Here is a 25,662-nt window from a genome sequence, read left to right on the forward strand (position 1 = left end):
GATCAGCATTGCCTTAATTGGTACTGGCTGGTTGATGGCCTGATGAAAGATGGCTACCAAGTGCATCTGGCGAACCCCGCAGCGATCAAGCAGTACGAGGGGCTGAAATACAGTGGGGACTTCGCGGATGCAGCCCATCTCGCACAACTGCTGCGTCTGGGGCTATTGCCAGAAGGCTATATTTATCCAGCAGAAGAACGTCCGGTGCGCGATCTCGCGCAAGCGCATGCAACTGGTGCAGTGTCGAACGGCCCAGATCCTCGCGATCGAGAACCTGTTCTCACGCCACACTGGTGGGCAAATGCGAGGTGAACGGGTCAAGCGTCTGGATCAGACACAGGTCAGCGAATTCGGCTTTGCACCGGATGTAGCGCTCGCGATGCAGGCCAATCTGGCGGTGATTCAAACCTTGCAGGAGCAGATCGGAATCCTCGAGAAGCGACTCATGGATCGGGTGAAACTGCAACCCGACTACGTGTTGCTAAACTCGGTGCCCGGCATTGGTCCGGTTCTCGCAACCACGATCATGCTGGAAACCGGAACCATCTCGCGTTTCACCGAGGTTGGTGATTTCAGTTCGTACTGCCGCTGTGTGGACAGCCGGCGCGAAAGCAACAGCAGGAAGAAAGGCGAAGGCAACACAAAGAACGGCAACAAGTATCTGGCGTGGGCATTTGTCGAGGCGGCCAACTTCGCCATGCGCTCGTGCCCGGAAGCCAGGCGCTTTTACGAGCGCAAGAAACGCGCCGACTGGTGAAACGCCATGGTTCTGATTGGGTCTTCCCTTTGCCCCGCCTCCTGTTTGCAGATAACCGGGTCGCCTAGACAATGAGCCACGCTCGACTGGCGTTGCGCAGGCAACAGCCACGGTTCTGAAACCCATTGGACCTTGTCTGGCACCAACGTTTCTCTGGGGCGGCACCGCCGCCAGGGCGATCGACAATTCATCGCCAATCGCTTGATCCCGATGGGTGTCTGGTGCGATCCGGTTCGCAACCAGCCGCGAGAAAACGGATGCGATACCGCTCCCTGCAGGCAGCAGCGACAGGATAATGGAAGGAATTTCGCCGGATTGCCATGATGATGAAAATGACCATCGTCATGGCAATCCGGCGACGGGGAGGATTTGTACCTTGACTTTGGCCGACTAATGGGTGTCGCGGTAAGCATCCGGTAGAATTTGGCGATATTGAATTCGGTGCAGTGATACGGGCATGAATCCGGAAGTCGCGAAGGTCTTGAAGCGCCTGCACTATCCGCTGGACGTGATGCTGACCTGCGTGCGCTGGTATGTGGCCTACCCGCTCAGCCTGCGTCACCTTGAGCAGATGATGGCCGAGCGCGGCATCGCAGTAGATCATTCAACCGTGCACCGCTGGGCGATCAAACTACTGCCGGCACTGCACAAGGTGTTCCGCCGACGAAAGCGGCCAGTGGGCAAGAGTTGGCGCATGGACGAGACCTATCTCAAGGTCCGAGGCGAGTGGAAATATCTCTATCGCGCGGTGGACAAGCGTGGCGATACCGTTGATTTTCTGACCACGCCGCCGCACGGCGCTTCTTCGACAAGGCGATTGACCAGAACGGCACCCCCGATACGGTGACCATCGATGGCAGCACCGCCAACCTGGCCGCGCTGCATGACATCAACCCCAAACGGGAGGCACCCATCGTCAATCGGCAGTTCAAATATCTGAACAACATCGTCGAGCAGGATCATCGGGCGATCAAGCGCGTCACTCGGCCGATGCTGGGATTCAAGGATTTCCGCTGCGCCAGCATCCTTCTCGGCGGCATCGAACTGATGCACATGATCGCCAAGGGTCAGCTGCGGCGTTCCGAGAGGAGCAATGCGTCCGCCGCTCAGCAATTCTACGCGCTGGCCGCATAAGCAAAACCACTCCCGCCGAGTTCGGCCGCCTACGCACCCTTATCGCGACAATTCCGCCCTTCGCCATGAGGGAGCGCGTTAGCTATACTCACCTAAGGAACTTGCGGACGATGGAGATAGCAGCACCAAGTCCCCCTGTGGCGCCACTAAGGTGGCAATGGCATTCTCCAGTTCGAGAAAACAGGCGTCACCGAACCCGCAGACCCAAAGATAGAGTGCTCATCCGCAACAGAGGCGAGCCTACCCATGACTGCAAAAGAATCCTTTCAGTCCCTTCGGTCGCACATCCTGTCTCTTGAAGACGAATTCACTGAGTGCCGTATCGTTGCCGTAGCCATCGCCAACGAGAACAATTGCTTCGCTCTGCGTCGCGTTGTTCTTGACAAGCATGGCACCATTTGGCTCGTCGGTTCGCCTACTTCGAGTAGTCACACCATCTCTGCTGCATGGAGTCATACCACCTACCAGTTTTGCGTCCAACCATCGACCGATGAAGTCCAGAAGGTCCAGTTTCTTGATCAGTCGGGTGCTCTCAAAAGTATCCTATAAGCATAAGGATTCGCGGGTTGCGGTCTGGCCCCTGGCTGTATGAGTGGTACCCGGTCCCGGAACGAGAAAGGCTGGGGAGCCGTGTCGAGCGGGATTTCCGTTAGCATCCCGACCACACGACGTGCCCAAGCAACGCCTCCTGGATGGCTCGTAGTGCCACTAGAATGTCTTTCCCGTCAAGGCTAACGTATGCAAAACGTCGAAGCGCTTCGCGGTATGGCGTATCAAACTTGTGGCTTGTCCGCCACTCACCAGCAGGATGCAAGCCGCCACGTCTGCGTTGGACGGACGAGGAGCCAACAATGAAACTGATTGAGCCGGACGAATATCGGACATTCCTTGCTGCCCTGCAGCATAACGGTCCGACAGAAGATGATTTCGAGCTTGCTGAAACCGATACGACGGACCCAAGGGGCGACGAAAACTTTGGTCTGCAGGGCTATGTCGCAGTAACCAGACGATCAACTCGAGTTACGCGGGAATACCCCATCGGCTACGAGACAGATTGGGTGCAGCGCTTCAGCAACGATCTGGGAGCCTGCGCATTCGATAAGCTGGAATGAGATACCCCAGGCCATGAGGCGCGGGGGTAGGAAAGCCCGCCACCTGGCAGATAGGGATATTAGCCGGGAAGGCAGCCAAACTCGAAGGTGGTTGGAGCGTGCCCGAAGCCGGCGGAAGCATACTGCACATTGTCAGTGGAGATAGAACCATGAGGGCGCAGATTGATGAAGGCACCCTGGAAATCTGGGGAGAGAACCCGACGGAAACCTGGGCGTTGGGCAGGTGGCATAAAGAACACCGAATCAGTGCTGGCACGGTCAGTATCTACCCGGTCTCGCCAGAGATAGAACATAAGCCGCTACTCGGGAGCATGGAAGGGCTGGTAGTGGACGCCCACGACCAAGAGACGGATATGCTCACGGTTAGCCACCGTCCCAATGGTCTTTTAGTGGATGCGATTGACTTGGCGCCGTTTCAGATTGCGCGCATTGCACTATCGATGCTCCTGGGAAGAAATCCGCTCTCTATCAAAGTGGGAGACGTTCTCGACTTTTATATCCATCCGCAGTTTGGTGAGTGGGTTGATGACTACAAGAAAGAGATGGAAACGCAAGCGACGAAGCGTTCGCTGACTTACCCGGGGTAATCGCGAGCGGAAGACTCCGCAGTCATCCTTGACCTTGCCCCGTTTCCATTCACGGCAAGCCATGCAGAATTTCTTATCCTTGAATTGACAAATAGGATATTGCAATCATTGCCGAGCAGTTTTGAAGCGGGCGAGTGAATCCAATCCCCTACGTGATGCGATATGAACCGTGCGGCCCGCACCGCCGAAAAGGAGGAGATAAAAACCAGCTTAAAAGGGACATCCGCAGGCACCTCCCGGAGCACTACCACGCGTTTTTCGTCTTCGAATACGTCGCCACCCGGCATGGCCCAGCCCGGGGTCGGCAGATAAAAGCTGTTTTCGATTTCGCTCTTGCCGGGCAGATTGGCATCTTCACTTGGGTTGAACCGGGTTGGCGCGCCAGCAGCAGTCTGCGTCGGATGGTGCCAGCCTTCGACCAAGTTGTCTCACAAGGAACCGAAACCCTCTTTCAAGGATTCCGGTTTCATGTCAGCCCGCCTACGTGTGGGCAGCCGTGGGCGATGCCCAAGGCCCGCTCGGCTTACATCACGCGACCTTGACCTCAATGCGGCTCGGTTGCGCGTATTCGGCTTTGGGGATGCGCAGCTTGAGCACGCCGTGGTTGAACTCGGCCACCACCTTCTCGGCATCTAGTTCCTTGGAGAGCGTGAACACGCGCCGGTAACGCGGCAGGGAAACCTCCACGTAACTGGCTTCCATGCCCTCCGGCTGATCCAGGACGACTTCGCCCTTGATGGTCAGGATATCGCCTTCCACCTGCACGACCAGCTTGTCCTTGGGCACACCCGGCAGATCGGCGTACAGGGTGATGCCTGCGGCGTCCTCGTACACATTCACTGGCGGGATCAGGGCCGCTTCAGCGCTGCCAGTGTCGGCTTGTTTGGTGACAGCAGTATTTTCGCTCATGGCCAGATCCTCCTCGCATCACTGGATGCTGATTTGGCGCCGCTGCGCTGCTTCGAGGCGTTGGATGCTGATGTGCAGCACGCCATCGCGGTACTTGGCTTCCACCGCATTGGGATTCACGTCGTCCGGTAGGCTCACCACACGACGGAAGCGGCCGGCGAAGCGTTCATCGATATGCAGGGAGGTTTGCTCGTCCTTGTCAGAGAGATCGGGCTTGCGCTCGCCGACAATGGTCAGTACGCCCTTCACCAGTTGGACGTCGATGCTGGCCGGATCGGTGCCGGGGGCAAAGGCGTAGATTTCCACCGAGTGGGGTGTGCCGCCTACATTCATGGCCGGAAAACTGACCCGACCACGAATACTGGGAGACTGCTCGAATGGCTGGTGCAGCTCGCGCTGCAGGCGTTCCAGTTCTGAGAATACGTCACGGGGAAACAGGGATCGATACATCATGTTTGCCTCCATTCGCTTTGGCGCGGGCGCCATATTCTGACGTCTCCGGTTGGAATGGTAAGGCTTCTCCCGAGGATATCAAGCTCTTGATTTGACTGATGTTCGCCGTCATTCTTTCGAGCGGAAGGGCAGCATTAGAGACGTGGAAAGGGGAACACGCATGGAATTCCAGGACTACTACAAGACGCTGGGAGTGACACGTGATGCCACCGCTGAGGACATCAAGAAGGCGTTCCGCAAGCTCGCGCGCAAGTTCCATCCCGACGTTTCCAAGCAGTCAGATGCCGAAGTGCGCATGAAGGAGCTCAACGAGGCCTATGCTGTACTCTCCGACCCGGAAAAGCGCGCCGCGTACGAGCAATTGGGACGAGGCCATCAGCCCGGCCAGAAGTTCCGTCCGCCGCCGGACTGGGACACCGGCTTCGAGTTCTCCGGTCGGGGCTTCTCGTCCCAGCAAGAGGCCAATTTCAGCGACTTCTTCGCCGAGCTGTTTGGCCACATGGGGCGCAGACACCGCGGTTTCCATACACACGGTGGCAAGTCCCCGTCGCGCGGTGGGGATCACCACGCCAAGGTGCTGCTGGACCTCGGAGACACCTTCACCGGCGCAACCCGTCAGCTTTCGCTGCAGGTGCCAAGCGTGGACGCCCAGGGCGGGGTGCAGCTCAGGAGCCGGACCCTCAGCGTAAAAATTCCCAAAGGCGTTCGCGAAGGTCAGCTCATCCGCCTGGGCGGGCTGGGTGCACCGGGGATCGGCGGTGCGCCGGCGGGGGATCTTTTTCTGGAGGTGCATTTCAAGCTGCACGACCAACTGAAGGTGAAGGGATGCGATCTACACCTTATCCTGCCGGTGGCGCCATGGGAGGCGGCGCTGGGGGCGGTGGTGCCCATTGATTTACCTGGGGGCGAGCTGAAGGTGCGCATTCCCGCCGGCGCCCAGAGCAGCAGCGAGCTACGCGTGCGCGGCAAAGGCATCCCCGCTAATCCACCAGGCGATCTGCTGCTGCACATCCAGGTTGTGTTGCCGCCGGCAAACACCCCTAAGGCGCGAGAGCTTTATGAAACCATGGCGCGGGAATTGGCCTTTAAACCGCGCCCGGATAGGAGCGCCTGATCCAGGCTGGATGACGACATTCTGATCGGCAGCTTGATGCAAGAGGCTTGGCCGACTCTGGAGCAAGTGGCCGCAGAAAGATACCACTGGGCCCGCTGTCTGGAAGGCGGTGCTTTCAGTTTTCCGAGGTCCCCGCAAGCGAGCCGTTCCTCGCTGGCCTTCGGCTTACCCATTAGTCGGCCAAAGTCAAGGTACAAATCCTCCCCGTCGCCGGATTGCCATGACGATGGTCATTTTCATCGTCATGGCAATCCGGCGAAATTCCTTCCATTATCCTGTCGCTGCTGCCTGCAGGGAGCGGTATCGCATCCGTTTTCTCGCGGCTGGTTGCGAACCGGATCGCACCAGACACCCATCGGGATCAAGCGATCGGCGATGAATTGTCGATCGCCCTGGCGGCGGTGCCGCCCCAGAGAAACGTTGGTGCCAGACAAGGTCCAATGGGTTTCAGAACCGTGGCTGTTGCCTGCGCAACACCAGTCGAGCGTGGCTCATTGTCTAGGCGACCCGGTTATCTGCAAACAGGAGGCGGGGCAAAGGGATGACCCAATCAGAACCATGGCTTTTCACCAGTCGCAGTACTGGGCTCGTTCCCCTTGCACCGCCTTTTAGCCAAAGCAGCGGGTTACGTCAAATGGCTTGTGCTCCCGAAGCATGTGATAGCAGGCGCGCGCCTGCTTGTGCGCCAGCGCCTTGATCGCGACAATCCCGTTACGTGCGCGTTTCTTGCGCTCGTAAAAGCGCCTGGCTTCCGGGCACGAGCGCATGGCGAAGTTGGCCGCCTCGACAAATGCCCACGCCAGATACTTGTTGCCGTTCTTTGTGTTGCCTTCGCCTTTCTTCCTGCTGTTGCTTTCGCGCCGGCTGTCCACACAGCGGCAGTACGAACTGAAATCACCAACCTCGGTGAAACGCGAGATGGTTCCGGTTTCCAGCATGATCGTGGTTGCGAGAACCGGACCAATGCCGGGCACCGAGTTTAGCAACACGTAGTCGGGTTGCAGTTTCACCCGATCCATGAGTCGCTTCTCGAGGATTCCGATCTGCTCCTGCAAGGTTTGAATCACCGCCAGATTGGCCTGCATCGCGAGCGCTACATCCGGTGCAAAGCCGAATTCGCTGACCTGTGTCTGATCCAGACGCTTGACCCGTTCACCTCGCATTTGCCCACCAGTGTGGCGTGAGAACAGGTTCTCGATCGCGAGGATCTGGGCCGTTCGACACTGCACCAGTTGCATGCGCTTGCGCGAGATCGCGCACCGGACGTTCTTCTGCTGGATAAATATAGCCTTCTGGCAATAGCCCCAGACGCAGCAGTTGTGCGAGATGGGCTGCATCCGCGAAGTCCCCACTGTATTTCAGCCCCTCGTACTGCTTGATCGCTGCGGGGTTCGCCAGATGCACTTGGTAGCCATCTTTCATCAGGCCATCAACCAGCCAGTACCAATTAAACGTGGCTTCGATTACCACCCCCACCAGCTCGTCACGATGTGGCGCCAGGGCCGCCCGGATCTGGACCGGATCGTTTGGTAACCGCCGTTGGTAAATAACCCGGTCAGCTTCATCGCTGACCACAACCACACTGTTGTTCGAGTGCAGGTCGATTCCACTAAACTTGTTCATGCCGGGCCTCCTGTGCGTCACGTCGGTGTTCGCACCTCGACTCTACGCCAGCCGTTCGACCCGAACGGAGGGGAGGCCGGCTATATGATTATCAGAACCCGCGTGCGCGCGTTGCATTCAGCAGCCCTCCAAGACAGGGCCGCGCGCCTCAATCGGCGGGAGACCAGCCCGGACGGACCTTTCCTGCCTGGCTCGCTGAGCAGCCGTCAGAATTGCCAATCGGTGATCTCCAGCCGCTCGCTAGAATCGGACATTACCGCTTAGCCGCTACAAGCAAGTTTCGTCGCATAAAAGTTTATTTTGAAAGAATGATGGGATGGCGCGCTGCCGCCTCCCGCCCCAGCCAGTGCAAGTAATGTGCGTTGGAAACGTCGCGTACCTTACTTAGACCGGCTGCACCCATAGGCTGCTGGGACTTCGCGCGGATCGACCGAAGCGCGGACATCCCCCTGCGCCTGGACGTCCCCGCCGGCGGCGCTTTTTGGCATTGAGCAGGGAGCCGGCCTCCAGTAGGTATGCGGGGCTCACCGCGACTCATCGGTTGTTCGCCGGGTCCCATCGATCGAGCTGCAGCTTCGATTTCGACGGATTGCCGCCCATTGGCAGCCGTCGCCAGTGTCCCGTGGTTGCTTGGTCGAAGTGATCGCCTGGATCACAGGCATAGGTAAAGCCCGGGAATGCCACCTCGCCCTGTTGGTCAATGAGATTGAAGTGGTACATCTCCTCATTGGGAAGGTCGGTCACCACAACCCGAAAACTCTGCGCCCGGATTTGGCGGTGATTCCGGTCATCAAGCCGGTCGGACGGGTCGATCGAGGCGTAGACCCGCATAAAGGCCCAGTCGCCATTCACAAACAGATGTTCCTGAGTGCTCCCTACAAAGCGAGCGAAGTGCCCCTCGATCGTGCATTTCTGGGGCCCTACCGCAAGCGCAGCAGGCATGGGAATCAGGCCCACAACGGTGATCAGTGTTCGTATGTTCATTGTTCGCCACTCATCGTCGGGGAGATTCCTGGGTAACACCCCGCCATTCAACCGTTCCCGTATTACAACCAGCGAGTGAATTGCGTTGCGGCGGACCAACTAGGCGCGATATCACTTTGCCTAGCCACCGCGCCAATCGGATAGGTCGCGCACAGTCCCGCAATCAGGTGAGACAGCGTCTTGTGTCGTGCGTTGCGACAGTTCACAACTCTGCCCGCTGGGTTCGAGGCGGCACTCATCCCGCCTTCTTGACCTTAATCGCGGAATCATCGCAGTAACGCTCTTCGCATCGAGATCCGTGCCATGCGAGAGCAGTGCGGCGGGCAGCGAAACGAGTTCACGCGCGTCTCGCGCGCGGGTCGGCCTTGGCGTGTTCGATCGCCTTAAGCGTTTCTGAGTCGAGCACTGCCTGGGCGTCGGACGGAATGGCAAACAGTTTGCCGTCGATGTCATGGACGTGGTAACCGTCAGCGGAACCCGGCTGGCGAGTCGTGGGCGCTGATGAGAAGGTTACGGCTTCACGGTAGGCGGGAGTGGAGTGATGGCCGATCAGCGCGAGGGTATGAGCGGACGAGCAGGGGCAAGGTATGACCGGCACGACGAAGCCTTCTGGCGCGAGATGCTCGCACAATGGGGTCACAGCGGCGGGAGCATTCGAGCCTTCTGCCGACAGCACGGCTTGGCCGCTAGCACCTTCGGTCTGTGGCGCAAGCGATTGAACCACGAGCCACCGGTGACGCCGCCCATGGCAGTGACCCCGGATACGGCATTCATCGCCGCGGCAACGACAGCGCTACCGAATGTCCTGCCGGCGAGCGACCCGGCACCATCGAAGTCACGCGACCAAGTGGTCGTCACGCTGGGCGGCGCACGTATCGAGATGGCCGGGGTGCATGCCGAACGCATCGTGCGCTTCGTGTTGGGGCAGTTGGGAGGCGGCCGGTGCTGATCAGCGGCGATGTGCAGGCTTTCATCTGCCGTGACGCGGTCGACATGCGCAAGTCCATCGACGGCCTGTCGTATCTGGTGGAGCCGTTGCTGGCCAAGAATCCCCTGTCGGGCCACCTGTTTGTCTTCGTCGGCCGCGATCGATCGAAGGTCAAGATTCTGTATTGGGACCGCACCGGCTTCGCGTTGTGGTACAAGCGGCTTTCGCGCGGCCGGTTTCCTTCGCCGGCGACGCTAGCCCAGCGTGGCTTCACGCTGGCCGAATTGAACGCCTGGCTCGAAGGCATCGAGATCCCTGCGGTTCGGCCCCACTGCACCGTCGCGGCCACGCGCATCTTGTGACTTGTAAACCTGCCGGCGCTGGCGCATCATGGCGCCATGCTTCCGGTACTGACACCCTCCGCCCTGCCAGCCGATCTCGAGGCGGTACGTACCCTCGCGCTGGAGCAGAACCGGGTCGCCCGCGCGCTGTGGGAGCAACTGGAGATATTGAAGCACCAGATCGCGCAGCTTAACCGCGCGCACTTCGGCGCCAGCTCCGAACGTCTGCCGGGTCAGGCCGAACTCTTTGCCGCGCCGCTCGATCTGCCGTCACCGCCAACCGCCTCAGAGGTCAAAGTGGCGGGCCACATCCGCAAGGGGCGCCCGGCACTGCCCAAGGACCTACCGCGCACGCGGATCGAATACGATCTGTCCGCGGCGGAGAAGGCCGCCTTCGATTCACTGCAGCGCATCGGCGAGGAGCGCAGCGAGACGCTGCATTACGAGCCAGCCAAGCTTACCGTCATCGAGCACATCCGCTTCAAGTATGCGGCCATGAAGAACGGTGAGTCCACCATCGTGACCGCCACCGCGCAGCCCTCGCCGTTACCCAAGAGCAACGCCAGCGCGGGCCTGCTCGCCAACATCCAGGTCAATACCTTTGTGGACCACTTGCCGATCCACCGGCAAGAGATGGGCTACGCCCGTCTGGGCATTCACCTGCCGCGTGCCACGCTGTGTGAATGGAAGCTGGGGGCCGCCGAGCTGCTGGAGACGCTCCTGCCATCCTTGCGCACCCACATCCTGCAGGCACCGCGCCTGCACCTGGACGACACCACGCTGCCGTTGCTCGAACGCGGGCGCGCCACCACCAAGCAGGCGCACCTGTGGGGCTACCTCGGAGCCGGTCAGCGGCAGGAGAATGGGCTGTGGGTCGATCACCCGCCGGCGGTCATGTTCGAGTTCGCCCAATCCCGTGCCGCCACCCATCCGCTCACATTCCTGCGCGAGTATCGGGGGTACCTGCAGGCCGACGCCTACAGTGGCCACGATGCCCTCTATCGCTCCGGCCGCATCATCGAAGTCGGTTGCTGGGCGCATTGCAGGAGACGGTTCTTTGAGATCGCCAAGGTGCAGAAGACGCCGGGGTTGGCGGCACAGGCGCTGGCGTGGATCGCTCGGCTGTATGCCATTGAGGCCGGCATCAAGGACAAGCCACCGGATCACAAACTGGCAGAGCGACAGGCCCAATCCGTGCCGCTGCTCGCGCAGTTCCACCAGTGGCTGCTAGGCAATGCACATGGTCTGCTGGCCAGGCAGCCGTTGGCGCAGGCCTTCGGCTATGCACTGCGGCATTGGCAGGCCCTCGTGCGTTATACGGAAAGCGGTATCCTGGAGCCGGACAACAATCGCCTCGAGCGCGCCATCCGCCCGATTGCCGTTGGCAGAGCGAATTTTATGTTCGTGGGCTCGCCTCGCGGCGGGCGTGCCGCCGCGACGATGTACTCGCTGCTGGGTACCTGTCGCCTGAATGGCATCGAGCCCTATGCCTGGCTCAAGCATACGCTGGAGCGCCTGCCAGCCCACCCCATCAGCCGGGTCCACGAATTGCTACCGCTGGCACGCTAACCGGTAAACTATGCGTCATGGACATTCTTGACGCACTGCGCCTCGCCCCGAGCGCCGACCTGTACCGCTTGTATCTGACCATCGGGCGGATGCTCGACGATCCGAAGCGGATCCTGGAGAGCCGCCGGCACCTGCATATCGGCATGACCGTCAGCTACGTCGCCGACGATCTCATCCAGCCGCTGCGGCAGGGTCGTATCCTCGAGCTGCGGCAGACGCAGGCCGTGGTCGAGGACACCGCCACGCGCCGGCGCTGGGCCTTGCCCTATGCCGCGGTCATCGCCGATGCCACCGCTGCGGCCCAACCGTCACCGCAGGCCTCTCCACCCCCGCCCCGTGCGCAACGTGCTGACTTCATGGTCGGTGACACGGTGGCCTTTACGGACCAGCACCTGCATGAGCGCATCGGCACCGTCGTGCGCGTCAACCAGAAGACCGTGTCCGTGCAGTGCAATCCCGACGAGGGCCACTGGCGGGTCTCCTTCGCGTTTCTGCGTAAAGTGGTCGATCTGTAGCCGTCACCCACGGTCAGAGGAAGGCGTCAAGTCCATTACAGATGGGTTCCGCTGACGCTTACTGGACGTGTAACTGCTCATGGGTGACAGCATCCGTCACCAGCGCGCGGCCGGTCAGACGCAGGGCGGCTTGGAGATGTGATTGTCCCGAGACGATCCGGTAATTACGTCCTTCTGATTGTCTCACCACCGCGTCAGTGGGGATCTCGCTGAGCTCGATAGTGCCGAATCCGGGGAGCGACATTTCCTCAATGCGATTCTTGATGCAGGCGACCATCACGGCGGCGCCGGGGCGCTCGGTTGCCGCAAGCCGTTCATATTGACCGAGGAGGATGTTGGCCTTCTCGATTGAGGGCGTCGTATAGACAAAGGATTGGATGGCGGTCGGCGGGCGAGTCAACCGGGTCGCCATGATCGCGAATGCCCAGTCCCTTTTGTAGTTGCAGTGTGGGCAAACCCAGGCGTACTTGGTGGCAATCAGGATGCCCGGGGCGCCGCCTTCGACTCCGTGGCGGTGATCGGCGCTGTTCCTGCAGGTGAAGGCGCGCAGAACCGGGCCGCCGAGGCCGACCTGGTTCTCGTTGAGGTGCTGGACCTGATCGTCGGTGAACGGTGCGCAAATGTAACTCATGGCATTTGAGAAGGCAGCTTCGGCGTGGCGTGGCTATCGCCGTGCAGCCGGCACCCGCCACGCTCGGGAGTCTGCCCGACGGCTAACAGAAACTCTGGGCGCCAGGACACACTGCGGCCGCCGCCTCCTTCCAGTTTATGCCCGGGAGAAGGTCTATGTTGCTTTGGCCGGGCCCGAACCTTTGTGTGCTGCCCGACCTCAATCCATTCCGCTTCCTCGAAGCAGCTAGGACAAATCTGCCCGTCCTGCTCGTGGCGGCGGGGAGGGGGAACGGAAGCTGCCGTCCCCTTTGCCCCGCCCAGGAAACCGGCCGGCGGATACGTGCCCGCAGACCACGCACCGGAAGCAGGTCACCGGCGCCCTGGGGCCCAGTGCTGCGTCAGCGGCCGCGATCTTTGGCATTGTCGATGGCCTCCCGGGTCGCCGCATCCAGCGCAGACTGCGAATCGTCGGATACGGCAAACTGCCGACCATCGACTTCGTGCAAGGTAATACCGCATACCGTGATGCGGTGGTTCGGAGTGAAAGTGGTGGATCGCTGGTTTCATGATGCGCCTCGGAAGGCTTGAGAAGTACCAAAGCCCTGATTCCAGAATAGGCCTAGCAGGCTGCTGAAGTACTCACCGCACAAAAGGCGAAGCTTCATCCTACAAGGCTGAAGGGCTCGCCATTTTTCACAATCCGGGAACCTGGCGTCACTTCATCGATTTTTTCGGTGATTTGACGCCCATTTCCAGCCTCATTTCCGCGATTACTGCGACTGCGGACGGATTTGTCCCAGGGAACGCATACGTACGAGGTTGTAGGCGGCCATGCTCAGCACGAACATCTGGTCGACCTTCTTCTGTCCGCGCACCATCACCTGGCGCATGCGCCCAACGGTCTTGGCCCATCCAAAACCTTGTTCAATCAGCTTGCGCTTCTGCTGTGAGATGGCATAACCCTCGCTGCGTGCGATGGCATCAGGGACGGCCGAGCGCCGCCCCGAGGTGTTTTGTGCGACACGCGGCGTCACCTTCATCTCCAGGCAAGCTTGAATGAACTCCTCCGCGTCGTAGCCCTTGTCCGCGCCCACGGTGACTTCCACATCGAGGTCCTCAGCCACCTGCCTGGCATCGTTGAGCATGACCTTCGCGGCCTCGCGCTCGGCGTATCCGTCAGCATTGGTCACCATGGCGCTGACCACCAGGCCGTGGCGGTTGTCGCTCAGGGTATGGCCCATGGAGCGCAACTCACTGGCGGTTTTGCCTTTGCGATAGAGCCGGGCATCGGGGTCGGTCTTGGACTGGAGCGTTTCGTTGCTGCGCTTGCGACCTTTGAAGTTGCCACCATCATTGGCTTCGTCCTCGCCGTCTTTGCGCACAAAGCTCTTGTGGCCGGCCCAAGCCTGAATGAGTGTGCCGTCCACGCTGAAGTGTTCGTCGGAAAGCCAGTCCTTCTTTTGCGCGATGGCCAGTACTTCGTTGAAGAATTCGATCACTGCATCGTGCTTGATCAGGCGTTCGCGGTTCTTGGTGAATACGCTGGGCACCCAGACTGCATCGTCCATTGCCAGGCCAATGAACCAGCGAAACAGCAAGTTGTAGTGCGTCTGCTCCATGAGCTGACGTTCGGAGCGAACGCTGTAGAGCACCTGCAGCAGCATGGCCCGCAACAACTTCTCAGGCGCGATACTGGGTCGACCGCCCTTGATATCGGCCTCGTACATCCCGGCGAACAGCCCATCCATCTTCGCCAGCGCCTGATTGGCCATGGTGCGGATCGAGCGCAGCGGATGAGACTTCGGTACAAAATCCTCGAGCCGCCGCATGGTGAACAGGCTTTCGGTGAAGGTGTCGGCGCCGCGCATGAAACGTCGTAGGGTGTGGGGTTCTCAGATCAACGCTTCAGCCAGTCCCCGCGCTGACGTCCGCTGGAGGTATTTCAGCGGCCTGCTAGGCCCCGCACAATACAGAGCAAGGTGCGTGCCATGCTGTCATGCTCATCCTTCCCGTTGCCCACGCGCGACAGTGAGTCCCACGCTGAATGGGAAACTGGCTGACCTGCCGGGATCCAGAGCGGGCGCGGAGCTTCATGCGGCCCTACCCGGCCGAGCTACGCCGGCCTACCTGGACCTCGAGGTAACTTTGCACAACATCGCTGCATCTAAGACATGTCGATGGAATGACCGCGCCAGTATCCAAGCACAGACCACACCGTTCTTCGGCCCTGGCGGCACCGCTTTAGAATAATCCCCAACCGCTTCGACTGTCATGGTCACATCTTTACCTTCGCCTTAGTCGCACCGCGTCTCCAATTGCAAAAGCGCTCATTTCACCCCCAAAGAAAGGCGAATATCTTGCTGGCCAGCTGTCTGCACGTATGTGATGCAACGCACAGAAGTTATCGATCCCGTCACCTAGCCCCCAGTTGTCGGCGGCTCGCTGACTTGGACGGCCCAAGAGGGGTCAAACGTCCAAACGCCCCAGCTGCGCAGTGATGGCACTGGGGCGTTCCTTTTCTAGCGCACGATGCCCAGCTCCCCTCCTCCCGCCGCCACAGCCGCTTGCGCCCTCACCCACTCCTGCAGCGCTCTCAGCTGCTCGGCTGTTGCATGGCAAGTGCCGTAGTTGTCGGTGACGGTAGCGGCAACGTCTTGAGCTGGGACGGCGAGCGCATCAGCAACTCCGGCGGAGTCGGGAAGCTCGCCCCGCGCGGCGGCGTCGTGCAGCACCGGAAGGCGCCCGCCAATCTGGCGGTGGTGACGCTGGACAAGCCGAAGGCCTTTATGCGGCTGGCCAGCGATGTGTGGGAGTTCGTCAGCACGCCCGCATGGCGGCATGAGTCCTTTTCCGTTGACTTCATCGAGGTGCCCCAATGAACCGCACGCTCGACGGCGGCACGGTCGCGGCAGTCACGGCGGGTCATGTTCCATACCTGTTCTTCGTGCAGATGGATTCACCACGTTAGAACTGGCCGCGCTGCAGTCGCTGATCGAGCCGGAGGAATACCTCGAGCTGGACGGTCTGAGCGATCAGGCCTGGCGCGAGCGCATCGGAAATGCTGTGCCGCCGGACGCCGCGCGCGCAATCGCGGAGGTCATGGGCACCACCCTGCTGCTGGCCGAGTCCGGCGAGACGTTCATGTTGTCCGCGACGCCGGTCTGGGTGCGGCCGGTGGCTGTGGCGCTGTCGGTCGCGCAGCCAGCGGAGGTGATGTAATGGGCTATTTTCCGAATAACAAACCGGCCACCGTCACAGATGCGGAAACGATAGCTATACCGAGAGCCCATTTCGAAATGCGGAGCGCTTGTCGCGCAGTCTCGGCCTGGTCTAGCGCTGCTCCTGCCGCCTGCTCCGTCGCCAGAAGCGCTCGTTGCTCGCGTACTCCGGCTCGCAGGCTGTCGATCCTAGCGAGGTATGCCCGAGCATTCTCCAAACGCGTGTTGCCGAACGCGTGGCGCTCTACGTTCAGCCGGAATCCTTCCTCACTGTGTGAGGCAATCCAATCAAGGATTTCGCTATCGCTTTCGAAGTTCGCCATGGCTTGCCCCACATCATTCCGGTGGATCGTAGCATGCGAAGGAAGCGAGGCGGATGGGGATAGCGGGGTGAGATCAACCAAGCGCAAGAAGCACGTCGATCGCTCGCTTGCCATAGTGCAATGCGGCCTGCTCGGCAGCTGCCTCGGTGAAGTAATCGCTATGGTCCGACGCGGGGCCGTAGATGGCGTCGTCATCGGGCTCGGCTGTGTATCGGATTTCGACTACATACCCCCATTTCTGGCCAGGCGGCGGCCTGGCGCCTGGGATGCCAACAATCCAGAAGGTCATGACATGGATGTACATCCCACGATATTCCTCGGATACCCATGCCATGCGCTCGCCCAAGGCCGTCTCCCTAGTTGGTTTCGCAGAATTCTAGCGAATGATGGGGACGGGGTGAGTAGAAAGCCGGATGTGGATCGCGGTATGTGCCTATTCCTAGACGCCCAGAATAACGTCCACCGCAGCTCTGCCCGCCACTTCCGCGACCAGATGCGCCCAGCGACGGGAGAACGGGCCGCCATGGACCTTGATTCGCTTGCCGAATGCTGCGGCGCCCGGCGGCTTCATCGGACCTTCGATCTGGAACCAGACATCGAACATGTCCTCGGAGGTGCTAACCAGATCAGCGTTGATCGCGAACCCACGATATTCGGTAAGGCGATGCATGACTATCTCCCAAGGCTGACAAGGATCGTAGCATGAGCGAGAGCACCAAAATCGAATGGACGGACGCCACCTTCAATCCCTGGGAGGGTTGCCAGAAGGTAGGCCCCGGCTGCAACCACTGCTACGCCGAGGAATGCCACATTGGATGGTTTGACGTGCAGACGTGCCAGCGAATGGTAGCCGTGTGCCAGCAACTCGCCAAGGAAGCGAAGCGGATGTGGGTGACAGCATGACCCACGCAGCCTCATTTAACCAACAGCGGCCAGCAGACGCCCAAGACGGGCGTCTCACATTAGGGCCTCCCAAAGGCCCCTGCTTGAAGCTCCGTTTCGAATGCCACAGTCCAGGCCGTTCCAGGCCCGGCATCGTACAAGCTAATCTTTCCATTGATCCATCTCAGGACCCTAACTTCTCTATGTATTGCCGCGGGTCCGACAGGATAAGCATCCTCATCAGTAATTTCGAAATCCAGCGGGATAAACCCAAATCGAGCGCATGCCGCCTTCACATCCTCTTGCTCGTCTGCGGGGAATTCATGGAAGAGGTGAACGGTCATGATTGTCTCCAAGCGCTTCGAGGAATCCTAGCATGACCAAAGAACGCCCCATCCTCTTCAGCGGCGCTGATGGTGCGCGCCTACGCGCCGGAGATGGCAAGCTGGTCGGCGAAGGAAGTCAAGCGGATCGAGGTGGCCGGATGACTTCAAGCGCCTATTGCTTCATCCCACATCGGCCACGTGTCAATGCGCCATGCCTCTTTGACGGCGTACCTCTTAAATGCTCTGCCTTCGTCGTATCCGACCATGCCTTGCAGTATGACTCGTCTGAGAGCACGCCGAGCAGCTTCCCTCTCCGGGGTCGCCAATTTCCAGTATGCGTTGAGGGCCTCATCGGAGAAGTAGATCGACACACTCCTAGAGTATTGCGCCAGATTGGCGGGTTGGTTCTTGAGGGGCCATCCGAAGAAGAAATTACGGCTGGATTCCGCGATACGCGTCCATACAGCGCCATCGGGAAATACGGACACGAGGACATCCGCAAGTTCAGCGAGACATCGGCTCCGGCGTTCGTCAATTGCCATATCGCTCTCCCATCGTTTCGGAGGATCGTAGCATGACAATAGTACGCCCCATCCTCTTCAGCGGCGCCATGGTGCGCGCCATCCTCGACGGTCGGAAGACGCAGACGCGGCGGGTGGTAAAGGAGCGCCATCTCGTCGCGGCCCCGCCGGCGTCGTTCTTTCAGTACCTGCGCGAAGCCTGTCCCTTCGGCAAGCCTGGCGACCGGCTGTGGGTGCGCGAAACCTGGGCGCAGCCCGCTGCGCTCGATCCGGGCCCGACCGTCTACCGCGCGGACTACCCCGCCTGCGTGCCGGCTGGGTACGAGAACGTGCCGCCGGTCGAGGCAGTCACTTGGAAGCCGAACATCCATATGCCGCGCCTCTGTCGCGGATACAGCTGGAGGTGACTGGCGTGCGCGTTGAGCGACTGAACGATTGAACGACTGCGGCGAGGTCGACGCCATCGCCGAAGGCCTAATCCGCTTTGGTGACGGCTGGCGAGGTGCACCGGATCTGCCCTGGTTCGCGTCGCCGGTTGCGGCCTACGCAAGCCTGTGGGACAACATCAACGACGCCGACGCTTGGCAGACCAATCCGTGGGTATGGGTGTTGGAGTTTCGGAGGGTTCAGCCGTGATCATCAACCCACGCTTTCGCCCAAACGATCCCGGCTACCGCAGCACGCTCAAACGAGGGGTAGTATCCCAAGGGATCCGAGCCTTCCACAAGGCGACCATCCTTTTCAACTGCACCGGATGCCTCGAAGGATCCATCGCCAAGCTGCTTTGCAAAGCCGCGGACGGTGTAGCCTTGGTAGCTCTCGATTGTCATGACGGCCTCCGATTGGGACGGGAGATCGTAGCATGAAGCACCTGACCACCCAGACCCTCGACGGCGAAGCCGGCGCCATCCTCTCCGACTGCGAGCAGTACCGCTACCGCCTCTGGCGCGAGTGGGACCGCAGCCGCCCGGGCCTGGGCTTCATCATGCTCAACCCCTCGACCGCCGACCACCAGGCCAACGACCCGACGATCACCCGCTGCCTACAGCGCGCGCTGGCCGGCAAGTACGGCCGACTGGAGGTGGTGAACCTGTTCCCGTTGCGCTCGACCGATCCTGACGGCCTGCTGGCCCACCCGGCGCCGCTTGGGCGCGAGGACACGGCGAACTGCTCGATCATGGACGCGCTCGATCGCTGCTCGCTGGTGATCTGCGCCTGGGGCGCGCACAAGTCGGCGCCGGCGCGCGCTGCGGAGGTGCTGCGCATCGTCAGGATGTGCGGCCGCAGCACCCTGCTCCATCACACCGGTCTGAACCAGGACGGCAGCCCGAAGCACCCCCTATACATCGCAGCCAAAGTTGAGGGTCGGCCGGGATTCGCAAAAAATCCGCCACATCCCTGACAACCCATTGATTTATCGAGGGAATTTAGCCTTTCCGGCACCCGGATGCCAGGATAGTGCCTATAGAGCAGCATATTTCCGCAAAGTGAGGCGGAAGGCAAGAGCGCCTGGCCCGTCAACCTGTCATCAAAGGCGGGCAAATTACTTTCCCTGGCACCGGCCTCGAGGGGCGGGGCGGTTTTGGCAGGGAGTAGACCTTGGCTGCCGCAAATGGCGACAGGACAATCTGCAACGATGACGAGGTCCGGTACGCGGCGCATCAATCTGAATTTGGTGCAGCGCTAAGAGCAGGGAGCGCTGCTGGCGGTACGGCGCCAGCATGAATGGCAGATCGAAGTTGCCAGCGTACGCGATATGCTCATTGCAGCGGGCAAGCGCGCCCGCTGCATCGTTGCCGAGCAGTTCACGCACCTTATCCAGCCGGAAGATGTCGGCAATGCCGTCATCCACCAGGACCTGCAGCACATCACGGAACTGCCTGACCAGGTCTTCCAATGTGTCCGCATGCGCGAGCTGATATTGCTGCAGCCGGGTCCTGGCGAGGGTCTCGAGCTTGCGCATGACCTTGATGAAGATTTCCGCCACATCATCGAGCGCCTTCTGCAACTGCGCTTGAATGAAGAGCACTGCCAAGGTGTATCGTTTGGCTGGCTTGAGCGACCTGAGCTCAGCAATGTCAAGCGCCCGGGCCTCCGTCACCAGTTGCGTGCGCTTGCTCACGGAAAGCAAGGCCGGCGCCTGCGGCATACCCTCGGCAAGGGTCCGCAGGGACTGGATGTGTTTGAGGAAGCTTGCAATTTCGCGCGCGGGAGGGCGCTTGGGCTCGCGTTTGAGCTGCTCCCACCCGGATTTGCCGACCTGACCGTTAAACAACGGCGATCAGCGCGCTATCGAGCGAATCCGAGATGGCGCGATAGATGGCGTCATTGCACCGGCTGCGGGCCTGAGTCGCTATTCGGTGCAGGCTGGCAAGTGGCGGCAGTTCGCACCGTACCCGGCTCAGCTCTTCGATCAGCACGTTGACGATGTCGGGCAATTCGACCTTGGTGTGCGCCGCATCGGTTGCGAGCGCCTCCAGCCATGGGCTGCATCCTTATTTCAGTGCCTTGAGGTCCAAATCCAGTTCGCAGGACAAGACGGTCCTGGTGGCACTGGCCTGGATACAGGGCTTCCGGACCTCACACCGCGAACATCTGCAACTCACCGACGACGATCTGATGAACCTTCCGCTCGACTGGATCCCGGCCAAGTGGGAGAAAGCCATCTTTCCGGACGGCCGGAGTACTCGTCTGCTCCATCGCAGGTACTTTGAGCTGTGCGTGTTCGATCAGGTCATGCGTGAGCTGAGTTCGGGCGATCTTTACGTGGAGGGCAGCGACCGTTTTGATGACTTCCGCGTCCATCAGGTATCGGAGGAGGTGTTCGAGCGGGAGCTACCGCACTACTGTGACATCGTTCGCCTGCCAACGGATGGCAAGAGCTTCATCAGGACGCTGTGGGACAGCCTGAGTAACCGCGCAATTGAGCGCATGAGAGTCGTTCTCGGCGAACAGGTGGGGTCGGGACGATCGAGCAGGATCGGCAATGTCCGATGGTATTCACGGTGAATACCCCCAAGGTCTGCTAGGGCAGGTTATGTACCGTGCATAACTCTTGATAACTATTCATTATCGAGAGTAATAGCGGCCTCGCCGGGCCACTCGGCCCAGACTCCATCAGGGGGCGCCGCGAACGCCGCCATCCGACGACTTGCAGTCGCTGCACGGCGTGGCGTGGGCCGGGGTGGCCGACAGCCACGTCAGGCCGAGCGCGCTCACCAGGGTAGCGAGCCGCGCTAACCTGCGCATCCAGGTGGTCATGGTTTGCTCCTAACCCATCCGTCCCTAGGGGTACCGCTACCTACCGCCGCCATCCGGGCTTGGGTCGTGGGGTAGCGACGCATGGCGTCCGCCGCCATCCTGGCTCGGGCAGGCGTGGGCCGGGGGGCCGACAGCCAGATCAGGCCGACCGCGCTGGCCAGGGCGGCGAGCAGCGCGAACCTTCGCATCCAGTACTTCATGGCTTGCTCCTAACGGAGCGAACATCGGGTCGCCGCGGACGGCTTCACGACCGAGGTTCGCAATCCCAAAGGATAGTGTTTTCGTGCGCCGCATCAAGCCATAAGCGCGGCAGCGGCGGGGCCATGCGCTTCCAGGCTCATCGCCTGGCGCTCGCTCTCGCTGGCCAAGTCGGCATTGACCTGCTGGAGCTCAGCCAGATCGGCCGCCCGGTCGGCATTGCCTGGCCCACGGAGTCGGCGATGCGGTGCCGACGGTCTGCGAAGGACAGCACCTGCGGAAATCCCACAAGAGGAAGTCGTGACAGCACCCTGCTCCAATGGACCAACGGATAGGGCGCCCATGGATGACAACATTCACGAAGCACACGGCCAAGATGCTGGCCAGTTGGTTGGTACAGGCGGCACTACGCGAGACGATGCACGTGGCCTGGCCAGTTCGCGCGACGCAAGGACGGCACCGAGTTCCCGGCGGAAATCACGACCAATGACGCCACGTTCGAAGGCGAGCCGCTTCTGTTGACCGTTGTCATCGACCGGACCGAGCGATACGAATTGCAGCGCAACCGGCAGGAGCTTGCCCATCTGACGCGTGTCTCCACGCTCGGCGAGCTGGCGAGTTCGCTCGCGCACGAGTTGAATCAGCCGCTTACGGCCATCTTGAGCAACGCACAGGCCGCCCAGCGCTTCATGTCGACGCAGCCGATCAACCTGACCGAGGTGCGCGAGATCCTGCAGGATCTCGTCGAGGACGACCACCGCGCGAGCGAAGTGATCCGCAGGATTCGCACGCTGGTGAAGAAGGGCGAACTCGAAGCCGCGCCCCTCAGTCTCGATCGCGTCATCGGCGACGTAGCGATGCTGGTGCACAGCGACGCGATAGTGCGCGGAATCCGCGTGGTCCTGAACACCGACCCCAGGCTGCCGTCGGTTCAAGGCGATAGCGTGCAACTGCAGCAGGTTGTACTGAATCTGTTGCTCAACGCGTTCCACGCAACCGAGTCCTGCCCGGCACACGATCGCGTGGTCGTGATCGACGCCACGCGCGAAGGCGCAGACATGGTTCGCGTGGCGGTGCGGGACCGCGGACCCGGCCTGAGCGCCGACAAGCTCGAGCAGATCTTCAAGCCATTCTTCACCTCAAAGCGCGAAGGGCTTGGCCTCGGCCTTTCCATCAGCCGATCCATCGTTGAAATGCACGGCGGACGCATCTGGGCGGGGAATAACAGCGACCAAGGTGCCACTTTCTGTTTCACGTTGCCGGTCGCAGCGAAAACAGAGCCCGCTCATTCGGGGGAACACCCATGAACAACGCCATGCCAACCGTCTACGTGGTGGATGACGACGACGCCGTACGCCGGGCGCTAATGCGCCTGATCCGCTGCGCAGGCTACCTTGTCGAAGGATTCGGCACAGCGCGCGAGTTCCTCGACAGCGGCGCGTCCAACGACTGCAACGCCTGCCTGTTGCTCGACGTGCAACTCCCCGACTTGAACGGACTGGAGCTGCAGCGTGAGCTCAATGGAGCAGGCAGGCCGCTGTCGATCGTCTTCCTCACCGGGCACGGCGATATCCCGACCAGCGTGCGCGCAATGAAGGCGGGCGCGACGGACTTCCTGGTCAAGCCGGTGTGCGACAGCGATCTGCTGAGCGCGATCGAATCCGCGTTGGGGCGCGCGTCGCAAGCACGCGCGAGCCGCATCGAGATCGAAGCCATCTACAGCCGCATTGACCGCCTCACGCAGCGCGAGCGGGAAGTGCTCACGCTGGTCGTCGAAGGCCGACTGAACAAGCAGATGGCTTGTGAGCCGGGCACGGCGGAAAAGACTATCAAAGTCCACCGGGCCCGCGTGATGAAAAAGATGGAGGCGCACTCGCTGGCCGAACTGGTGCGTATCAGCGATAAGGCCGGCATCCCCCATCCGCTCCTTCACCCGCCGCAGAGCGCCGCCACAGCCACGGCAACATGACATAGCCTGGCAAACCTCGCGCCAACCGCGAATCCTCAGTTGCATCCCTGATGGCGGGCCGTCTTGGCGCAGGTCTTTCCGCTCGGGCTTGTATAGACCCCCTTGCCATTCTTGGTCTTGGCCTCCCCGCCCTTGCTCGTCTGCGTCGTTGTCACACCGTTCTGGTTCTTCTCGGACGTAAAGCTGTTACCCGTGTTCCGGTTATACCCGGCTGCCGACTCTCCGTTGTTGCAAACGACAGCCCCACGCGCGTTGGTGGTGCATTCGGCAAACGCGTTCGCGCAAAGCATTGCGCATGCCAACATAGCTAGCATTTTCATGGCCACTCCTTGTTATGGCCGACACAAACATCCCGTGCCAGCACGTCCTCTGTTAAAGAGTAGGTCAGCGTCGCGCCGTCCGGGCCGCCTCCCGCGCTACAGGCCAAGATGGGCAAACGCGTCGTGCATGGGCGCAAGCGACACACTGACCATCCCATAGAGTGGCGTGCTCATCTCCTCGATCAGGAAGATAGCCCCTGAAGTCGACAACGCGCACATCATCAAAGCGGCAATGATGGTTCCGTTGCGGTCGGCGAACAGCCCGAACGTGCCGAACACAATGGACAGCCATAGCACCAGAACGACCAGCAGGGATATCGGGATCGAAGACTTTGTCTGCAGCAACGCGAGCCAGCGCGCCGCGAACACGCTATCGACAATCTGAAGGGCCTTCGCCTTCAATTGAACGTGCTCGTCGTCGCGCGCAGCCAGCGACTCGAGCTTGCGCTGAAAACCTTCCAGCTGGCTGACCGCCTCGGCATTGCCGAGCTTCGCCATCTGCGCTGCGTCACCCGAGTCGAGTACCTGGATCTTTTCGGCGTAGACGCGCTTGAGCAAGACACGAGCCTCCTGCGCGTCCGGGCCATACTTGGCCAGCACGCGATCGAGTTGAATGATGCTGGCGGAATTCTGCACAATCTCGCTGCTCACTGTGTCGAACGTGCCCTTCGCCGACGAAACCAGCAGCCCAAGCACCAACGCCGCCATCGTGGCAATCAGGCCGGTCGCCATCTTGACGACGCTGATGGACTGATCGCTAAGGTGGTGCTCAGGCAGCATGGCGCGCCCCCACATGCCCAGCAGTGAACTGCCGAACACACAGGCAAACACGATCAAGGCGATGACGAGGTGGTTCATGTCTCTCCCTCTAAACGGCGAGGCGGCAACGCGGCGACATCAGACCAAGCCCTAAGGAAGTGCTGATCAATGAGGTTTTCGCTTGATGTTGCACAAGCCAATGACCTGGGTTTTCGCAATGCGAGAGAGATCGGCCGATTCAAGCCGATTTTTTCTCGTTTCGCGCCTTTCCTGGCGCGCTTTGCGCGCTCAGGACGGACTGCTCCCCCGCAGCGCCAACAACTGCTTTTTGGCCAGCACCAGATTCGCCAGACCAAACAGGCTGAACAACTGCGCTGTGTTCTTGACCAGGCCCTTGTAGCGAACCATGCGATGACCAAACAGATTTTTTATGACGTGGAACGGATGCTCGACCCGCGCCCGAATCCGGGCCTTGGCTCGCTCGACGCCGAGTCGCGAACGCCCGTCTCGTCATGCGCGGTGATGAAGATCACGGGAATGCCGCTGCCAGCGAGCCGGCGTTGCACCTCAAGCCCGTTCAGGCCCGGCATCTGGATATCGAGCACGAGGCAATCCGGACGGTATGCCGGTATGGAATCGAACATGTCCAGAAACTCGTCCCCGGTCTTAAATGTGTCCGCTGACAGTCCGACAGAGCGCAGAAGCCGTTTGATGGCACGGCGCACCGATTCGTCGTCATCCACCACTGCGACGAACGGCTTGACTTTGCTCATGGCGACATTCCCCATACACAGGCGGCGCAGCACCCAGCCTGATTCGACGCTAGGTTGAGCGTATGACAGTTGTCTGGTTGCGGATATGGAACTTTGGTCTAACAGGCGGGGACGACGTCGCAAGAGCCTATGCCGTTGAGACGTGCAGGGCCTGGGTCCGGTGCCGCTGTCGCGGTCCAGGAGTGCCATACAGCACGCCGATGCCGTTTTCAACTACCGGCGCATTCAGGGACCATTTTGCGCAACCGAGACTTGCTGGACTACGTGCGCCTTGGCCGGACCGGAAATCCGGACTTAGCTGGATTGCTGCACAACCGACAAATCGTCGGCCAATCCTGCCATTGGAACTCAGGAGAGCGATCGGGACCCACGCTTGTCGAAGGGGCTGCGGCCGCGCCGCGCTCGAAGACCAAGGCAGGCAAGCTTGGAGGAGACCGTGGACGTGCGCGAAGAACGCGGGCGCATTGTCATGCG

General features: G+C 60.7%; 32 protein-coding genes and 6 pseudogenes. 19 read left to right on the forward strand and 19 right to left on the reverse strand.

Annotated elements, in window-relative coordinates:
* Positions 1-12 precede the first annotated feature (12 nt).
* From OMK73_RS08450 to OMK73_RS08470, 5 genes and pseudogenes are all read left to right on the forward strand, one after another.
* Positions 13-748 (forward strand): annotated as a pseudogene (locus OMK73_RS08450) (transposase); the annotation flags it as partial.
* Between the two features lie 466 nt (positions 749-1,214).
* Positions 1,215-1,891 (forward strand): annotated as a pseudogene (locus OMK73_RS08455) (IS6 family transposase).
* 246 nt (positions 1,892-2,137) lie between these two features.
* Positions 2,138-2,440 carry a hypothetical protein gene (locus OMK73_RS08460; RefSeq protein WP_267601625.1) on the forward strand — a complete coding sequence of 101 codons (303 nt, stop codon included), beginning with the start codon at positions 2,138-2,140 and terminating at the stop codon, positions 2,438-2,440.
* Positions 2,441-2,742: 302 nt separating this feature from the next.
* Complete coding sequence (locus tag OMK73_RS08465; protein WP_267601626.1) at positions 2,743-3,003, forward strand: transcriptional regulator; 261 nt, start codon at positions 2,743-2,745, stop codon at positions 3,001-3,003.
* Positions 3,004-3,152: 149 nt separating this feature from the next.
* A complete protein-coding gene (locus OMK73_RS08470; RefSeq protein ID WP_267601627.1) occupies positions 3,153-3,590 on the forward strand; it encodes a hypothetical protein in 438 nt (145 codons plus the stop codon).
* Here OMK73_RS08470 and OMK73_RS08475 read toward each other — a convergent pair.
* From OMK73_RS08475 to OMK73_RS08485, 3 genes are all read right to left on the reverse strand, one after another.
* Positions 3,578-4,012 carry a hypothetical protein gene (locus OMK73_RS08475; RefSeq protein WP_267601628.1) on the reverse strand — a complete coding sequence of 145 codons (435 nt, stop codon included), beginning with the start codon at positions 4,010-4,012 and terminating at the stop codon, positions 3,578-3,580. The two genes, OMK73_RS08470 and OMK73_RS08475, sit on opposite strands and share 13 nt — an antisense overlap.
* Positions 4,013-4,118: 106 nt before the next feature.
* Positions 4,119-4,499, reverse strand: a complete 381-nt coding sequence (locus OMK73_RS08480; protein WP_267601629.1) for an Hsp20/alpha crystallin family protein — start codon at positions 4,497-4,499, stop codon at positions 4,119-4,121.
* A gap of 18 nt (positions 4,500-4,517) precedes the next feature.
* Positions 4,518-4,952, reverse strand: a complete 435-nt coding sequence (locus tag OMK73_RS08485; RefSeq protein WP_267601630.1) for an Hsp20/alpha crystallin family protein — start codon at positions 4,950-4,952, stop codon at positions 4,518-4,520.
* A 160-nt stretch (positions 4,953-5,112) separates the two neighbouring features.
* Here OMK73_RS08485 and OMK73_RS08490 point away from each other — a divergent pair, with 160 nt between their 5' ends.
* Entirely contained in the window at positions 5,113-6,066 is a 954-nt protein-coding gene (locus tag OMK73_RS08490) for a DnaJ C-terminal domain-containing protein (protein ID WP_267601631.1), read from the forward strand.
* A 608-nt stretch (positions 6,067-6,674) separates the two neighbouring features.
* On the opposite strand, the gene OMK73_RS08495 is transcribed toward OMK73_RS08490, so the two are convergent.
* The 4 genes from OMK73_RS08495 to OMK73_RS08510 form a co-directional block, all read right to left on the reverse strand.
* Entirely contained in the window at positions 6,675-7,304 is a 630-nt protein-coding gene (locus OMK73_RS08495; protein ID WP_267601632.1) for a transposase, read from the reverse strand.
* A complete protein-coding gene (locus OMK73_RS08500; RefSeq protein WP_267601633.1) occupies positions 7,219-7,689 on the reverse strand; it encodes an IS110 family transposase in 471 nt (156 codons plus the stop codon). The genes OMK73_RS08495 and OMK73_RS08500 overlap by 86 nt, the downstream gene beginning before the upstream one ends.
* A gap of 534 nt (positions 7,690-8,223) precedes the next feature.
* Entirely contained in the window at positions 8,224-8,673 is a 450-nt protein-coding gene (locus tag OMK73_RS08505) for a hypothetical protein (RefSeq protein WP_267601634.1), read from the reverse strand.
* A 337-nt stretch (positions 8,674-9,010) separates the two neighbouring features.
* Positions 9,011-9,349, reverse strand: coding sequence for a hypothetical protein (locus tag OMK73_RS08510; RefSeq protein ID WP_267601635.1), 339 nt, complete (start codon positions 9,347-9,349; stop codon positions 9,011-9,013).
* Here OMK73_RS08510 and tnpA point away from each other — a divergent pair.
* The 4 genes from tnpA to OMK73_RS08530 are packed head-to-tail and all read left to right on the forward strand — an operon-like array spanning position 9,293 to position 12,026.
* Positions 9,293-9,622, forward strand: coding sequence for an IS66 family insertion sequence element accessory protein TnpA (gene tnpA, locus OMK73_RS08515; protein WP_420715508.1), 330 nt, complete (start codon positions 9,293-9,295; stop codon positions 9,620-9,622). The genes OMK73_RS08510 and tnpA overlap by 57 nt on opposite strands.
* Positions 9,616-9,963 carry an IS66 family insertion sequence element accessory protein TnpB gene (tnpB, locus tag OMK73_RS08520; RefSeq protein ID WP_267601637.1) on the forward strand — a complete coding sequence of 116 codons (348 nt, stop codon included), beginning with the start codon at positions 9,616-9,618 and terminating at the stop codon, positions 9,961-9,963. Before tnpA ends, tnpB begins: the two co-directional genes overlap by 7 nt.
* A gap of 36 nt (positions 9,964-9,999) precedes the next feature.
* Positions 10,000-11,511, forward strand: a complete 1,512-nt coding sequence (gene tnpC / locus OMK73_RS08525; RefSeq protein ID WP_267601638.1) for an IS66 family transposase — start codon at positions 10,000-10,002, stop codon at positions 11,509-11,511.
* Positions 11,512-11,528: 17 nt separating this feature from the next.
* Positions 11,529-12,026, forward strand: a complete 498-nt coding sequence (locus OMK73_RS08530) for a hypothetical protein (protein WP_267601639.1) — start codon at positions 11,529-11,531, stop codon at positions 12,024-12,026.
* Positions 12,027-12,084: 58 nt separating this feature from the next.
* Here OMK73_RS08530 and OMK73_RS08535 read toward each other — a convergent pair whose 3' ends face one another.
* Together OMK73_RS08535 and OMK73_RS08540 are read right to left on the reverse strand one after the other, a co-directional pair.
* A complete protein-coding gene (locus OMK73_RS08535; RefSeq protein WP_267601640.1) occupies positions 12,085-12,657 on the reverse strand; it encodes a hypothetical protein in 573 nt (190 codons plus the stop codon).
* Between the two features lie 751 nt (positions 12,658-13,408).
* Positions 13,409-14,506 (reverse strand): IS5 family transposase, encoded by a 1,098-nt coding sequence (locus OMK73_RS08540; protein ID WP_267601641.1) that lies wholly within the window; start codon positions 14,504-14,506, stop codon positions 13,409-13,411.
* 786 nt (positions 14,507-15,292) lie between these two features.
* Here OMK73_RS08540 and OMK73_RS08545 point away from each other — a divergent pair.
* Positions 15,293-15,517, forward strand: a complete 225-nt coding sequence (locus tag OMK73_RS08545) for a hypothetical protein (RefSeq protein WP_267601642.1) — start codon at positions 15,293-15,295, stop codon at positions 15,515-15,517.
* Positions 15,518-15,593: 76 nt separating this feature from the next.
* Positions 15,594-15,857, forward strand: a pseudogene (locus OMK73_RS08550) (DNA cytosine methyltransferase); the annotation flags it as partial.
* A gap of 395 nt (positions 15,858-16,252) precedes the next feature.
* Here OMK73_RS08550 and OMK73_RS08555 read toward each other — a convergent pair.
* Both OMK73_RS08555 and OMK73_RS08560 read right to left on the reverse strand, forming a co-directional pair.
* Complete coding sequence (locus tag OMK73_RS08555; protein ID WP_267601643.1) at positions 16,253-16,525, reverse strand: hypothetical protein; 273 nt, start codon at positions 16,523-16,525, stop codon at positions 16,253-16,255.
* 93 nt (positions 16,526-16,618) lie between these two features.
* Positions 16,619-16,849, reverse strand: coding sequence for a hypothetical protein (locus tag OMK73_RS08560; protein ID WP_267601644.1), 231 nt, complete (start codon positions 16,847-16,849; stop codon positions 16,619-16,621).
* A gap of 32 nt (positions 16,850-16,881) precedes the next feature.
* On the opposite strand from OMK73_RS08560, the pseudogene OMK73_RS08565 reads away from it, so the two are divergent.
* A pseudogene (locus OMK73_RS08565) lies at positions 16,882-16,980 on the forward strand (DUF5131 family protein); the annotation flags it as partial.
* A 161-nt stretch (positions 16,981-17,141) separates the two neighbouring features.
* Here the strand turns inward: OMK73_RS08565 and OMK73_RS08570 are convergent.
* Entirely contained in the window at positions 17,142-17,405 is a 264-nt protein-coding gene (locus OMK73_RS08570) for a hypothetical protein (protein WP_267601645.1), read from the reverse strand.
* A gap of 146 nt (positions 17,406-17,551) precedes the next feature.
* Positions 17,552-17,929 (reverse strand): hypothetical protein, encoded by a 378-nt coding sequence (locus OMK73_RS08575; protein ID WP_267601646.1) that lies wholly within the window; start codon positions 17,927-17,929, stop codon positions 17,552-17,554.
* Between the two features lie 32 nt (positions 17,930-17,961).
* Between OMK73_RS08575 and OMK73_RS08580 the strand changes: the two genes are divergently transcribed.
* Both OMK73_RS08580 and OMK73_RS08585 read left to right on the forward strand, forming a co-directional pair.
* Positions 17,962-18,315, forward strand: coding sequence for a hypothetical protein (locus OMK73_RS08580; RefSeq protein WP_267601647.1), 354 nt, complete (start codon positions 17,962-17,964; stop codon positions 18,313-18,315).
* Between the two features lie 28 nt (positions 18,316-18,343).
* The gene (locus OMK73_RS08585) at positions 18,344-18,544 is read left to right on the forward strand and encodes a hypothetical protein (RefSeq protein WP_267601648.1); all 201 of its coding nucleotides are present in this window, start codon (positions 18,344-18,346) and stop codon (positions 18,542-18,544) included.
* Here OMK73_RS08585 and OMK73_RS08590 read toward each other — a convergent pair.
* Positions 18,535-18,738 (reverse strand): hypothetical protein, encoded by a 204-nt coding sequence (locus OMK73_RS08590; protein ID WP_267601649.1) that lies wholly within the window; start codon positions 18,736-18,738, stop codon positions 18,535-18,537. The genes OMK73_RS08585 and OMK73_RS08590 overlap by 10 nt on opposite strands.
* A 32-nt stretch (positions 18,739-18,770) precedes the next feature.
* Between OMK73_RS08590 and OMK73_RS08595 the strand changes: the two genes are divergently transcribed.
* Positions 18,771-19,310 (forward strand): DUF1643 domain-containing protein, encoded by a 540-nt coding sequence (locus tag OMK73_RS08595; protein ID WP_267601650.1) that lies wholly within the window; start codon positions 18,771-18,773, stop codon positions 19,308-19,310.
* Between the two features lie 285 nt (positions 19,311-19,595).
* Here the strand turns inward: OMK73_RS08595 and OMK73_RS38970 are convergent.
* A pseudogene (locus OMK73_RS38970) lies at positions 19,596-20,391 on the reverse strand (Tn3 family transposase); the annotation flags it as partial.
* On the opposite strand from OMK73_RS38970, the gene OMK73_RS08605 reads away from it, so the two are divergent.
* Positions 20,336-20,917 carry a hypothetical protein gene (locus tag OMK73_RS08605; protein ID WP_267601651.1) on the forward strand — a complete coding sequence of 194 codons (582 nt, stop codon included), beginning with the start codon at positions 20,336-20,338 and terminating at the stop codon, positions 20,915-20,917. The pseudogene OMK73_RS38970 and the gene OMK73_RS08605 overlap by 56 nt on opposite strands.
* Before the next feature lie 108 nt (positions 20,918-21,025).
* Here the strand turns inward: OMK73_RS08605 and OMK73_RS08610 are convergent, their stop codons facing one another.
* On the reverse strand, positions 21,026-21,169 hold the full coding sequence (locus OMK73_RS08610) for a hypothetical protein (RefSeq protein WP_267601652.1): 144 nt from the start codon (positions 21,167-21,169) through the stop codon (positions 21,026-21,028).
* A gap of 716 nt (positions 21,170-21,885) precedes the next feature.
* Here OMK73_RS08610 and OMK73_RS08615 point away from each other — a divergent pair.
* Positions 21,886-22,674 (forward strand): sensor histidine kinase, encoded by a 789-nt coding sequence (locus tag OMK73_RS08615; protein ID WP_267601653.1) that lies wholly within the window; start codon positions 21,886-21,888, stop codon positions 22,672-22,674.
* A complete protein-coding gene (locus tag OMK73_RS08620) occupies positions 22,671-23,336 on the forward strand; it encodes a response regulator transcription factor (protein WP_267601654.1) in 666 nt (221 codons plus the stop codon). The genes OMK73_RS08615 and OMK73_RS08620 overlap by 4 nt, the downstream gene beginning before the upstream one ends.
* Before the next feature lie 416 nt (positions 23,337-23,752).
* On the opposite strand, the gene OMK73_RS08625 is transcribed toward OMK73_RS08620, so the two are convergent.
* The 3 genes and pseudogenes from OMK73_RS08625 to OMK73_RS08635 form a co-directional block, all read right to left on the reverse strand.
* Positions 23,753-24,487: a hypothetical protein gene (locus OMK73_RS08625; protein ID WP_324291713.1), complete on the reverse strand. Its 735-nt coding sequence runs from the start codon at positions 24,485-24,487 to the stop codon at positions 23,753-23,755.
* Between the two features lie 216 nt (positions 24,488-24,703).
* Positions 24,704-24,907, reverse strand: a pseudogene (locus OMK73_RS08630) (transposase); the annotation flags it as partial.
* A complete protein-coding gene (locus tag OMK73_RS08635; protein ID WP_267601656.1) occupies positions 24,844-25,188 on the reverse strand; it encodes a response regulator transcription factor in 345 nt (114 codons plus the stop codon). The gene OMK73_RS08635 and the pseudogene OMK73_RS08630, both read right to left, overlap by 64 nt.
* Positions 25,189-25,662 lie beyond the last annotated feature (474 nt).

It is taken from the genome of Cupriavidus sp. D39 (genome assembly GCF_026627925.1).
In the GTDB taxonomy this organism is placed as follows: domain Bacteria; phylum Pseudomonadota; class Gammaproteobacteria; order Burkholderiales; family Burkholderiaceae; genus Cupriavidus; species Cupriavidus ulmosensis.